Raw genomic sequence first — 13412 nt, forward strand, 5'->3', positions numbered from 1 at the left:
CTAAATTTTGAAGGCACAACAAATGGCGCTACACCAAAAACTGCCCTCAAAGGTCATCTTAAAATCCTAGCTGGTTATTATAATTCTAATGATAATGTAGAAGCCACTTTCAAGGGCGATATGGAAGGTAATATTGACATTGAAGGACGAATTGATTGGAGTATTGGCAGAACGCTTCAAACAGTCAAAACAAACTTCACTTTTGATGAGGGGGCAAAACTCAAAGGAAATTTGACAGCGTTATATACCAATGGCGAGCAAAATTTCATTTTTAAAGGTGGATCTGGAGGGATTGAAGGAAATATTTCAGCTAGTGGAGGTTTAGTCAGTGGTACAAATTTAAGTGGAAACGGAACACATAGTACTACACAAGTCAATATTACTTTCAAAGGCGAAAATGCAAGTATCAAAAAAGGAGCTAGTGGAACCACAGGACAAGTCATAGCTGAGGGTGCAATTTTGAATAACAATGCCAAATACCACGCTCACAACAGAATCCTTTTTGAAAATAATGGACAAATCGGAGAAGGGAATGATAGCCGTGTGAATATTATTGCAAGACCACGACAAAGTCAGCAAGGTGGAGACTTCGGAGGTGCACAATCTTACAACCTTATCCAATTCAACAAACAAGCCAATATTTATTTGCAAGATTTGAAGACAGTGCCACCAAAAAGAGTTACTTCCACTAGCCTTAATATCCTTAACCTTGAGCTTAGTGATGACCAATCAAGAGTAGGCGATACCAATGCTCTTGATATCAATATTATAGAAGCAGGTGGTGCTACTAGTGGCAATCTCATTGGTAGAGGACTTTTAAAATTCTCTAATACTGGCACCACTGCCAAAGATTTGACAATCAATACAAATGCGATAGATACTCCCTCTGTAAGCAACATTGCCAAAGGGAAACTTACTGCTAATAAAATCATCAGCAAAAATGGTGGAAAAAATACCATTCTCATAGAGGAAATAGCTGTTGATAATGGAATCTTTGCAGGAGACAATGCAAAAAATACCATTTTTATTGGTCAAGGTAACAGCACAATCGGAACAAATGGAATTGATAATCAAGGAAATGGTAGTAGCGGTGATTATGCTATTGTCACTGGTGCTAGTGGAGAAAATATATTCACTCTTGATTCTGCTAATCTCACCATAGCAAAAAACATTTACACAGCTAGTGGTGGCACAACGACATTCAATCTCAATGGCACCAACTCCACCCTCACATTGCAAGGAAAAAAGAATCAAATCACCACCATTTCTGCCACTGGTGCCAACTCCACCCTCAATCTCTCAAGCAATGCCCAAGCCACACTAGGACAAGCCCACAACTTCAACCTCCTAGAGATTGGAACAAAAGGCGGATCAACTGCTAGCACAGGACTCACTGCCAATAACCTCACCTTTGTTGTCTCTGTGGATACTCAAGCGACTCAAGGTGACACCAAAAGCACAATCGGAGGAGTGGCTACAAAATCAGATGGCACCTACGGCTACGCCTACTCCGATAGAATCATCATACATAATGTAGGGACTAACACTCGTGATGAAGCCAAATCAGCCAACCTTGCCGTTGCTATCGATCCTAGCCAAACTTCAAGCATCCACTACACAAAAGATAAAGGCACAGAGATAGAACACAACATCGCCGTCGCTACAATCAAAAATGGCACAACTGCTGGCACAACTAATCCCCTAGTCAATCTCACCTCTATTGAAACAATCAATGGTGGAGAAAAGATTCAAGTCGAATTCGTCAAAGTAGCTACAAATGAAAATGGCAAAGTCAATGGGGTAAAAGGTAAAGGTCAAGCTACACCCAAAGGCTACACCACCTACTTCCTAGGCAAAGCAATCAGTCTAGGAGTGGATAATACCACCCAACAAGCTCTCACTTCTGCTCTCTCTATCAATTATGATTTATACATTGCAAACCTCAATTCTCTTAACAAACGAATGGGAGAACTTAGAGACAATCCTTACACTCAAGGAGTATGGGCTAGAGTGTTTGGAGGACTCCAAGAATCTAACTTTGGATTGGGAGCACGCACAAGCTATGTGACTGCTCAAGGAGGATATGATTATGCACTAGAAACAGAGGGTGCCAAAAACTACATAGGACTTGCATTCTCTTATATGCACTCTAAGGGTGAGAGCAACAAAGCCACTCAAGCTAGCAATGCAATCAATGTGAGTGGTATCAATACTATCTATCTCTCCAATATCCAATCAAGTGGATATGAAATTGCTCTTTACAATTCTTATGTGAGCAATGTAGGTCTTTATAATGACACAATTGCCAAACTCAGCTATATCACTTCTGATTTTTCTTTGAGCAATAGTAGTGATCACAACAACACTGCAAACAATCTAGGATTCACTCTCTCCAATGAAGTGGGTTATCGTTTCATTCTAGGAGAACAACAAGATTATTTCATTGATCCACAATTAGAGTTAAGCTTAGGTTATCTCAATCAATCTGACTTCACCACCAAGATGAAAACTAGAAGTGGCAAAGGCAATCAACTCAAAGCACTCCAAGAGAGTGTGTTTTTGACTAGAACTAGACTAGGAGCTAGTTTTGGTAAAAAGATTGTAGAACAAGACAAAAACATCTCTCTTTATGTTGGAACATTCTATGAATATGATCTTGTCACAGGAGGATCCAACAAACTCACTACAAGCACAACAAAAGCTTACAATCCTGAGTTTGCTTCCAATGGTAGAGTGGTTTTAAATGTAGGAAGCAATCTAGAGCTTAATCAATCCACTAGAGTCTATGTGGATGTAGAGAAAAGCTTTGGAGACAAACTAAGGACACAACTCCAATTCAATCTAGGAGCTAGATATAGCTTTGGAGAAAAAACAAGCATTGAGAATGCAAAAGCACAAACCACTGCTCCTTTGAGAGTAGGAAATACTCCTACAGAGGAAACAGAAAAGGCTCAAATAGTTCCTAATGTCCCCAATAAAACCAAAGAGGACACAAGAACAAAAGCGACTAATTAGTAGTGGGATACTAAAAGGGGGAGGGGGTGATTCAAAATGAAAGGGGAAAGGGGGTAAAAAAAGCAAAGAGGGCTAAAGCCTTTGGTGTATGGGGTTAAATGAGGGTAATTATAAAGAAGCCTTTGGGTATGCCTTATGGCTGGGGGGTAATGAGGGCAACTATAAAAGCAAAGGGACTAAAGCCTTTGGGCTGGGGGTTAAAAGTGAGACAAGGGATCATCATTCCTTACAAGAAGTATCGAGCCTTTGGTGGGGCATTTGGTGTCAAATGCCCCTTAGAATGCTCCTACAGACAAATTGTGCTGTTGTTTTCATTTAGATTCTTTAGAATCTCCTTCCTGCCTATTGTCCGATAGGCAGGGGTGTTTTACAAAACTCAATACTTAACCCCCAATGCCAAACAAAACCAAAAAACACAAACCCTCACTATTTCAATATAAGCATAAACAACTGCTTCCCAAACCAACCTTGTAGAACCAAAAAGATTTTAGAATCGCTAAAGAATAGAGTTCCTCTAAACCAATCCCCAAAAACAAAACTTTGAGATTTGGCAAATTGATTCCTTTGTTTGAGATTGCTTTTGCACAAGCACACTTTTGGGGGATTCTAGAATCTCTTAGTTTCTTTTTTTGGGAGTTGCTTTTGCCAAAGCACACTTCTTGGTTTCCAATTCCTACTTTGCTTTTTTCTATAAGGGGGACAAGGGGGTTTATTGCGAGGCACCCCCCTTATCCCCCTTAAAATCCCCCAAACCCCTGCCCGCTTTTTGTGTGTTACCCATATTAGTTTGACTTTGTTTTGATTCTTTGGTGTTTTGAGTTTGATTCTAGATTTATTGATTTGAATCTAGATTCTTAGAATCTTTGAAATCTTTTTGAAAAACTTTGATTCTAGATTCTTGTATTTCTTTACTAATTCTTAGAATCTTTGGAATCTTTACGAAAAATTTTAGTTTTGATTTTTAGAATCTTTTTGCAATCTTTTAAAAATCATAAAAATATAAAACCCTCACTATTTCAATATAAGCACAAACAACTGCTAACCAAACCAACCTTGTAGAACCAAAAAGGATTCCAAATCAATGTAATGTTGAACGAGCCTTGCTAATGCAATGCTGGGGTTATGGGGGTTGTTAAGGGGGATAAGGGGAACGCTGCCCTAAGTTCCCCTTGCCCCCCTTAAGAAAAACACCAAGCCAAGCTTGAGAAATTAGAAAGTGTTCTTTTGCCAAAGTAACTCAAAAAGAAAGAATCAAGCCAAACCAAAAAGAATCCAAGAGATTCTGAAATCATCCAAAGACACATTTCCCTAAACCAGCTTCAAAAGAAAAACTCCAAGCCAAGCTTAAGAAACCAAAAAGTGTGCTTCCCTCAAATCAAGCCCCAAAGAAAGAAATACCAAACTTTCTTTTGCTAGAATCTCAAAAACCAACCTTGGACTTTGTTTTGATACCTAATGATTCAGCCACCTTGCAAACATTGCAAAAACTCAAATGCTCTAGTATATTGGATTTTGCACTTCTTATCCCCAAAACTTATCAAAACCTAGCACCCATCACCTCCCTCACACCACTCCCTCAAACAGGGGTGGCAAGAGTGCAGATCACCCACGCACAACGCTACAAAAAGCTCACAATCTTCCACGCAACAATGCTTGACTTCAACACCTCTTTACAGATTCAGGTTTTTCACCCCAAACCCTACCATTATGCAGTCTTTGCAGAAGGCAAGGAATTGTTAATCTATGGGCAATTTCATTGGGAGTTCCAGCTCAATATCAAACAGCCCAAAATCATCACCGAGTATGGCAAAATCACGCCTGTTTTTCCCAACAAAACACTCAAAAACGCAACAATCAACAACCTAGCCTCACAGCTCCTCACCTACGAAAACCTAGCACGATATGGCATCCCAGAGCACATCATCAACGATTTTTTGCCTATCTTTTTCCCAACCCCTGCATTTTTCACCCAATTCCAACAAAACAACGCCCTCCCACCCCGCAATTTCAAGGCTCTCAAATTCATAGAAGTTTTCAACTACTTGCAAAAATTACATCAGAAAAAACTCTATTTCCCTGCCAAATTTCAATGCAATGGGGACTATTCTGCTTTTGTCGATTCTCTACCATTCCAACTCACCCACGGGCAAACTCAAGCCATCAGCACCATCGCCCAAGATTTGCGAAGCTCCAAAGCCTCTAAGCGTTTGATTATGGGTGATGTGGGGTGTGGCAAAACAATCGTGATCCTTGCAAGTGTCATCATCGCACAGCCCCACAAAGCCATCTTGATGGCTCCAACGACCATTTTGGCTCAACAACTCTATAATGAAGCACAAAAATATCTCCCCAAATCCATCAGAATCGGGCTTTTTGTAGGCGATTTGACAAGCAAAAAACAAGAATTCCAAGATTTTGATTTCATCATCGGCACTCAAGCGTTGCTCTACCGACAAGAAAATCTCAAAGATTATGCCCTTATCATCACAGATGAGCAACATCGTTTCGGCACTTTGCAACGCCACAAACTAGAAAAACTTGCAACAACAGAGGGCAAAAAACCCCACATCCTCCAATTCTCAGCCACTCCCATTCCCCGCACGATGGCACTGCTCAATTCTGATTTGATTGATTACACTTTTATCAAAGACATTCCTTTCCCCAAAGACATAGACACACAAATCATCACAAAAACAGATTTTCCTGCGTTGCTCAAACACATCCAACACCAACACGCACTCAATCATCAAACAATCATCGTCTATCCCCTCATAGAAGAAAGCGAGAGCATCCCCTACCTCCCACTGCAACAGGCTAGAATCTTTTGGGAGAAGCATTTCTCAAATGTCTATACCACCAATGGCAAAGACAAAAACAAAGATGAGATTCTCATAGAGTTTGCAGAAAAAGGCTCGATCCTCCTTAGCACGACGATGATTGAGGTGGGGATCTCACTGCCCAAGCTTAGCAGCATTGTGATTGTAGGGGCAGAGAGAATGGGACTTGCCACGCTCCATCAGCTCAGGGGACGCGTCAGTCGCAATGGGCTAAAAGGCTATTGTTTTTTATACACCAACCACCCCCAAACGCAACGATTGCAAGATTTTTGCAAAACGCTCAATGGGTTTGAGATTGCCGAATTGGATTTGCACTATCGCAAAAGTGGGGATCTGCTGTGTGGAGAACGCCAAAGTGGCGATGAATTTAAGTATTTTAACCTCCAAGATGATGTAGAAATTTTGCAAGATGTCAAAAAACTCACCTTGAAATTGCAAACGCCAAATTCCAAAAAGCAAAATAAATTTTAATCAAAAGCAAGTATAATGAGCGGTTTCAAAGATTAATGAACTCGATAGGATAAAGATTGAACCTTATAAAATACGCTTTTTTGATCATACTCATAATGTTTTCCTTGAACGCCCAATCCGTTCCATTGCCACCAAAGATCCAAAAAAATCTCAGCAAAGAAGTGGTGAAAAAAATCCAATACGATGGGATCATCTATATCTCTGACATCGTTGCCAACGAAATTGCTTCCATTCCTCTTGGCACACCACTTGACTATCGCCTCCTTGATCAAGCGATCAACAATTTCTACAATCAAGGTTATTTTGAAGACATTTGGGTCACTTTCGAAAATGGCATATTGGTTTTTCATTTCAAAGAAAAGCCAAGGATTGGCAAAGTCGAAATCAAAGGATATGGCAATGATTCTGAACGCACTACGCTTTTGGAACAGCTAGGATTGAAGCGTGGAGATATGTTTGATCATATCAAGCTAGATCGTGCCAAACAAACCATCAAAGCGATACTAGAGCAAAAAGGCTATTATGGCACCGTGGTAGAGATCTCCACCACGCCCATTGCCAACAGCACAGCACAAAACCTGCTCATCAATATCAACCAAGGCAATGAGATCATCATCACCAAGGCGGTGTATGAGGGACGCAAAGAATTACCAATCAAAGACATAGAGGAATTGAGTGCCAACAAAGAAAAAGACTTTTTGGGCTGGATGTGGGGCTTCAATGACGGCAAACTCCACCTCAATGAGCTAGAGTTTGATTCATTTAGAATCCAAGATGCCTATATGCGTAAAGGCTTTTTGGACGCACAGGTTTCCCCTGCGTTTTTGTCAGTCAATTTCAATGACTACAATGCAAGGCTGTTCTACAAAATCTCTGAAGGCAATCGATACAAAATCTCTGGGACACAAATCGTCCTAGAGACCCCCGTTGTCGATGAAGACCTCCTCAAATCCAAGCTCAAAATCAAAGAGGGAGAATACTTTGATGTGCAGAATTTGAGAGCGGATATGGATATGCTCAAAACGCAAGTCTCAGACATTGGCTATCCTTTTGCCAATGTCAATCCCGATCTTGACAAACAAGATGATGAAGTCAAGGTGATTTATTATGTCAGCGTGGGCAAAAAAGTCTATATCAATGATGTCATCATTTCAGGCAACACACGCACAGAGGATCGTGTCATCAGACGCGAGATATTGTTGGCACCCGGAGATTTATACAATCTCACAGATATGCGTAACTCCGAAAACAACTTGCGTCGTTTGGGTTTCTTTGAATCAGTGCGGATTGATACCAAAAGAATCAGCGAAGATTCTATGGATCTCATCGTATCTGTCGTGGAGACACGCACAGGAGATCTTTCTTTTGGTTTGGGTTATGGAAGCTATGATGGACTCACCGTCAATGCCTCCGTGCGTGAGAGAAATCTATTTGGGACAGGGAATAGTGGGCAAATCTATATGGATTTGAGCAAAAAACGCCAACTCTACAACATCGGTATCACCAATCCACGAATCTTTGATAGCCAATACAGCCTCTCTCTTGAGGTGTTCAGAAGTTCTCTTGTGGATTGGCAATACACAGAAAACAACACAGGCTTTGGGATCAGTGTCGGAAAACTACTGACAAACTATCTGCGTTTTGGCTTGAGCTACAATCTCAGTCGTTCAGATATCCGCGATTTTGAATCAGGTCTGCAAGGTGCCTATGGCATTCTTTTCAAAGGAAACTTCCAACCTTGGAAAAGCTCTATCACTTCAAGCCTAAGCTTTGACAATACCGATGACTACTATTTCCCCAAAAACGGCATCATCGCCTCCACCTCTCTAGAATACGCAGGAATCGGTGGCGATGAAAAATACACCAAACTCTATGCCAAAGTCGCTTTTTATCATCATCTCAAAAGTTGGCTAGGACTAGATCTCATCGGAAGATACAAAGTGCAAGGTGGATATGTGATCGATGAGGGCTACACCCCTACAACCGCACTTTTTTCTATGGGTGGAGTAAGCACCGTGAGAGGCTACCAAAGTGGCTCCCTCTCCCCTTCTCCGATTGGATTTGATGGCTTCAGTGTGGGTGGTAATTATCTATTTACAAACTCTGTAGAACTAAGCTATGGTATTTTTGAGGCACTCAAAATGCGTCTCTCTGCATTTTATGACTTTGGTTTGATTGGCAACCACAATCGCTTCATCCCGCCTTTTGTTTTGAGCAAAGATCCAGTAATGCGACAATCTGCCGGACTTGCGATTGAGTGGGTATCTCCGATTGGACCTCTTGTTTTGATTTTCCCTTGGGCGATCAACCCACAGCCCGGAGACAAAACCTCCAAATTTGAATTTAATATGGGGACACGATTCTGATGAAACGCTATGACAACGACACAATGCTTCAAATGCTCCAAACCACTCCGCTCAAGGAGTTAGGGAAACTCGCAAGAGCGACCAAAGAGCGTTTGCATCCACAAAACATCACAACCTTTGTGATAGATCGCAATATCAACTACACCAACATCTGTTGGGTGGATTGCAAATTTTGTGCGTTCAAAAGACGCATTAATGAAGAGGGGATCTATATCTTAAGCTTTGAGGAGATTGATCAAAAGATTGATGAGCTTTTGGCGATTGGTGGCACACAGATTCTATTCCAAGGAGGAGTGCATCCACAGCTCAAAATACAATGGTATGAGGATCTAGTTTCTCATATCCACCAAAAATACCCCACAATCACCATACATGGATTTTCAGCGATTGAGATCAACTACATTGCCAAGATTTCAAAGATTCCAATTTCAGAAGTCCTACTGCGTCTCCAAAAAGCAGGGCTTAGCTCTATTCCGGGTGCAGGGGCAGAAATCCTAAGCAATCGCATTCGCGACATCATCGCCCCCAAAAAACTCTCAGTAGAAGAATGGCTAGAAGTCCATAGAGAAGCACACAAAATCGGAATGAAAACGACTGCCACAATGATGTTTGGTAGTGTTGAGAGTGATGAGGACATCATCGAGCATTTCTCTCACATTCGCAATCTCCAAGATGAATATGGAGGCTTTAGAGCCTTCATTCTTTGGAGCTTTCAGCCCAACTTTACACCATTGCAACAAGAATTCCCCCACATCTATTCTGCAAGCTCCAACCATTATCTACGCCTACTCTCTTGTGCAAGAATCTATCTTGACAACATTCCCAACATCCAAAGCTCTTGGGTGACACAAGGGAGCCACATCGGACAACTTGCCCTGCTTTTTGGGGCTAATGACTTGGGAAGCACGATGATGGAGGAAAATGTCGTCTCAAGTGCAGGGGTGAGCAACTCAATGAATGCCCAAGAGATGATTAGCCTCATCAAAGACATCGGATCAATCCCAGCCAAACGCAACACAGCTTATGAAATTTTGGAGGTTTATCAATGAAAAAAATACTTTTGAGCTTGTTTATTTTAGGAGGAATTATGTCAGCTGCAAATCTCAAAACCATCACTATCTCCGGAGTGGAGATCCCCGTCATTTATGAGCATAGCACTCTCATCCCCACAGGCAATATCGAGCTTTTGTTTTCGCGTTCAGGGAGTGCCTACACAGGAGAGAAGCAAGGACTAGCCTCATTGTCCTCTGCACTTCTCAATGAGGGGACCAAAGAGCTTGGAGCAACAAAGTTTGCTGATCTTTTGGAACAAGATGCGATCACCCTACACGCTTATTCTACTAAAGAGTTTTTGGAGATTTCTCTCTCATTCCTCAAAGAAAAACAAGCACAATCCCTCAAGCTCTTGGGAGATTTGCTCAAATCCCCCAACCTCACGAAAAACACTCTTGAAAAACTGCAGAAACAAACCATATCTAGCATCTTGGCAAATGAAAGCAATTTTGATTATTTGGCTAATTTGGGCTTATCACAAATCCTCTTTGCCAACACGCCATTGCAATATCCAGCCATAGGCACGATTCCTTCAGTCAAAAGTATCACTCTAGATCAAATCAAAGAACACCTAAGTAGCTCATTATCCCTCAAGCGTTTGAGTATCATCATCGGTGGAGATATGGACATCGACAGCACTCTGCAAGAATTGAGCAATATCCTCTCTACCCTACCCATAGGCAACAAACCCGCTCTCACCGCTTATCAAGCCAACTCCACCACACAAACCAAAACCCAATACAAGCCCACAGAACAAGCCTACATCTATTTTGGCACCCCCTTTCACCTCAAAAACTACAAAGAAGAAGCTCACAAAGCCAAAGTGATGAGCTTTATTTTGGGTGCTAGTGGGTTTGGCTCTAGGATGATGGAGACAATCCGCGTCAAACACGGACTCGCCTATTCTGCATATATGAGAATCAATCTCTCCCCTCTTGCAAACTACGCAACAGGATATATGCAAACCAAAATCTCCAATCAAACCCAAAGCATTCAGCTTGTGCGTGAAATCATTGAGGAATTTGTCAAAAACGGTGCGACACAAGAAGAACTCGATGGAGCAAAAAATTTCCTTCTTGGTAGTGAGCCTTTACGCAATGAGACTTTGTCGCAACGCTTAGATTCGGCGTTTGCCAACTACAATCGCGGCTTGGAATTAGACTACAACAAAATAGAATTGCAAAAGATTCAAGACCTCACCCTCAAAGAACTCAACGACTACATCAAATCCCACAAAGAAATCCTTGAACTTAGCTTCAGTATCATCACAGAATAACCTTTGGGAGTCTTGCAAGACTTCCACCACACAAACTTCAAGATTTAATCTCAAGATTGCTCACTCTTTTTGGATAATAAAGTATAATCTTGCTTTATTTTCGCATTGAAAGGTTTTTATGGCAGATTTGGTAGTGGGATTGCAATGGGGTGATGAAGGCAAAGGCAAAATTGTTGATATGCTCGCTCAAAATTACGATATTGTCGTGCGTTATCAAGGTGGGCATAATGCAGGGCATACGATTGTTGTGGATAACAGAAAAATCGCCTTGCATTTGTTGCCATCGGGGGTTTTGTATCCACATTGTCAAAACATCATCGGCAATGGCGTTGTGATTGATCTCGCCTCACTCTCGCGTGAAATCGCAAATTTTGGCAAAGACAAACTCACCAATCGCCTTTTCATCAGCGATCGTGCCCATATCATACTTCCCTTTCACAGCGTCCTAGATCGTCTCAAAGAAACACGCAAAAAAGATGGTGCTATCGGCACGACAGGCAAAGGTATCGGTCCTGCTTATGCAGACAAAGCCTCAAGAATCGGCGTCAGAATGGGAGAGCTCAAAGATTTGGCGAAGCTTCAAGACAAGCTCACAAGCCACCTAGAAGAACTCAATATCGTGCTTGAAGCCTTTGGCGAAAACAGCTTACAAATCCAAGACATTATGTCTGAACTCTCAAAATACCAAGAGGAATTTTTGCCTTTTATATGCGATAGCACTAGATTCTTATGGGACGCTCAACATTTGGGCAAAAAGATCCTCCTAGAGGGTGCACAAGGCAGTATGCTAGATCTAGATCACGGGACTTATCCTTTTGTCACAAGCTCAACGACAATCAGTGCGGGAGCGTGCAGTGGAAGTGGTATCAATGTCAAAGAAATCGATGCCATCATAGGCATCGCCAAAGCATATTGCACCCGCGTAGGTAATGGTCCATTTCCAAGTGAAGAATCAAGTGCGATAGGCAAAGAGATCCAGCAAAAAGGGGGAGAGTTTGGGACAACTACAGGGAGAGAGAGGCGTTGTGGATGGTTTGATGCTATTGCGATGAAAACAGCTTGCAAACTCAATGGTTGCACCCAAGTCGCACTTATGAAACTAGATGTTTTGGATGGTTTTGAAGAGATCAAAGTCTGTATCGGCTACCACTACAATGGAGAGGCGATTGATTATATCCCCTATGATTATGAAAATGTAACGCCCATCTATCAAACCTTCAAAGGTTGGGACAAAACTCAAGGCATACGCACCTATGCAGATTTGCCACAAACTGCCAAAGACTACATCAATGCCCTAGAGCAACTCATTGACACCAAAATCACAATCATTTCAACAAGCCCACAGAGGCTAGATAGTATCCTCCTATGATGCACTCTGATTTCACCCCACTCATCCAAATCAATCAACAAAAAATCCGCATTTGCCAAAAAGAGATCCTCAATATCTCCCAGCAGATTCAAATCAATGAGCAAAAGGCTCAAGAATATTTACAACAAATCGCCTCTATCCAATCCCCAATGCAAGGCAATGCCATTGCTTTTCAAGCCAATTATTCTCAAAAACAAACTTATCTATCGCTTCTAGAAGAGCTCCACACACAAATCTCCCATCTCAAATCCGATCGCCACGCCAAACATCAAGAGCTACAAGCCCTAAATCTAGAGCTTGAAAAATACCAATATCTGCACCAGAGGCAGATCCAAGCCCAAATCCAACGCATCAAACAAAAGCAAAGCAAACTCCTCGATGAGATTGCAAGTATCAATTTTTACAAAGGAAATGCCAAATGAAAAAACACATCGCTCTTTTCGCCCTCCCCCTAATGCTTCTAGCTCAAGATGAAACGCTAGATTGCTCTCTGATCTTTCAAGCACGCAAAGAAGAGATCTCTAGCCAACTTCAAAAACTCGAAGAACAACAACAAGCAATCCAAGTCTTGCAAAATGCCACAGAAAATATCCTCAAAGAAAGAGAAAACAAAATCAAAGAGCAAGAAGAAGGTATCAAAACCAAAGAAAAAGCAATCAGCCAAAAAGAAGAAGAAGTGAAACATCTAATACAAAAAAAAGAGGAGGAATTGCAAAAACAACTCGCCTCACAAAAACAAGAAATCCAAAATCTGATTGACAAAAATCAGCAGATTCTCGATGAAATCAAAGGTTTGAGAAAAAGCAAAGTAGTAGAAACTTATGCCAAAATGAAAGATTCCAAAGCAGCACAAATTTTGCAAACCCTCCCCACTCAAGACGCTGTGGAAATCTTGGGTGCAATGGATACCAAACTTGTCAGCAAGATCATGGCAAAAATGGACGCCCAAAAAGCAGGTGAAATCACTATCTTGCTCCAAAATGACCCAGCAGCTCAACCTGCGGACAACAAATGATATGCTATAA

General features: G+C 41.5%; 9 protein-coding genes. All 9 read left to right on the forward strand.

All coding sequences use genetic code 11. The features are described from left to right. The first annotated feature begins 120 nt into the window (after positions 1-120). The 9 genes from BBW65_RS01720 (at position 121) to BBW65_RS01765 (ending at position 13402) form a co-directional block, all read left to right on the forward strand. The gene (locus tag BBW65_RS01720) at positions 121-3015 is read left to right on the forward strand and encodes an autotransporter outer membrane beta-barrel domain-containing protein (RefSeq protein WP_233702131.1); all 2895 of its coding nucleotides are present in this window, start codon (positions 121-123) and stop codon (positions 3013-3015) included. Positions 3016-3113: 98 nt separating this feature from the next. Continuing rightward, on the forward strand, positions 3114-3371 hold the full coding sequence (locus BBW65_RS01725; protein ID WP_199919456.1) for a hypothetical protein: 258 nt from the start codon (positions 3114-3116) through the stop codon (positions 3369-3371). A 1089-nt stretch (positions 3372-4460) separates the two neighbouring features. Then, on the forward strand, positions 4461-6323 hold the full coding sequence (gene recG / locus BBW65_RS01735) for an ATP-dependent DNA helicase RecG (protein ID WP_066341749.1): 1863 nt from the start codon (positions 4461-4463) through the stop codon (positions 6321-6323). A gap of 56 nt (positions 6324-6379) precedes the next feature. Further along, on the forward strand, positions 6380-8689 hold the full coding sequence (gene bamA, locus BBW65_RS01740; RefSeq protein ID WP_233702076.1) for an outer membrane protein assembly factor BamA: 2310 nt from the start codon (positions 6380-6382) through the stop codon (positions 8687-8689). Then, complete coding sequence (locus BBW65_RS01745) at positions 8689-9738, forward strand: dehypoxanthine futalosine cyclase (protein WP_066338884.1); 1050 nt, start codon at positions 8689-8691, stop codon at positions 9736-9738. The genes bamA and BBW65_RS01745 overlap by 1 nt, the downstream gene beginning before the upstream one ends. Further along, positions 9735-11018, forward strand: a complete 1284-nt coding sequence (locus tag BBW65_RS01750; protein WP_083985983.1) for a M16 family metallopeptidase — start codon at positions 9735-9737, stop codon at positions 11016-11018. Before BBW65_RS01745 ends, BBW65_RS01750 begins: the two co-directional genes overlap by 4 nt. A 118-nt stretch (positions 11019-11136) precedes the next feature. Beyond that, positions 11137-12387, forward strand: coding sequence for an adenylosuccinate synthase (locus BBW65_RS01755; protein WP_066338886.1), 1251 nt, complete (start codon positions 11137-11139; stop codon positions 12385-12387). Continuing rightward, the gene (locus tag BBW65_RS01760; RefSeq protein WP_066338888.1) at positions 12384-12809 is read left to right on the forward strand and encodes a flagellar export protein FliJ; all 426 of its coding nucleotides are present in this window, start codon (positions 12384-12386) and stop codon (positions 12807-12809) included. The genes BBW65_RS01755 and BBW65_RS01760 overlap by 4 nt, the downstream gene beginning before the upstream one ends. Then, on the forward strand, positions 12806-13402 hold the full coding sequence (locus tag BBW65_RS01765; protein ID WP_066338890.1) for a MotE family protein: 597 nt from the start codon (positions 12806-12808) through the stop codon (positions 13400-13402). Before BBW65_RS01760 ends, BBW65_RS01765 begins: the two co-directional genes overlap by 4 nt. The last annotated feature ends 10 nt before the right edge of the window (positions 13403-13412 follow it).

Origin of the sequence: Helicobacter enhydrae, assembly GCF_001693335.1 — a bacterium.
GTDB lineage: Bacteria > Campylobacterota > Campylobacteria > Campylobacterales > Helicobacteraceae > Helicobacter_G > Helicobacter_G enhydrae.

Coding starts and splice junctions, on each gene's coding strand:
- BBW65_RS01720 (WP_233702131.1), top strand. CDS start 121: ATGGAAGGTAATATTGACATTGAAGGACGAATTGATTGGAGTATTGGC.
- BBW65_RS01765 (WP_066338890.1), top strand. CDS start 12,806: ATGAAAAAACACATCGCTCTTTTCGCCCTCCCCCTAATGCTTCTAGCT.
- BBW65_RS01745 (WP_066338884.1), top strand. CDS start 8,689: ATGAAACGCTATGACAACGACACAATGCTTCAAATGCTCCAAACCACT.
- BBW65_RS01725 (WP_199919456.1), top strand. CDS start 3,114: ATGAGGGTAATTATAAAGAAGCCTTTGGGTATGCCTTATGGCTGGGGG.
- BBW65_RS01760 (WP_066338888.1), top strand. CDS start 12,384: ATGATGCACTCTGATTTCACCCCACTCATCCAAATCAATCAACAAAAA.
- BBW65_RS01750 (WP_083985983.1), top strand. CDS start 9,735: ATGAAAAAAATACTTTTGAGCTTGTTTATTTTAGGAGGAATTATGTCA.
- BBW65_RS01755 (WP_066338886.1), top strand. CDS start 11,137: ATGGCAGATTTGGTAGTGGGATTGCAATGGGGTGATGAAGGCAAAGGC.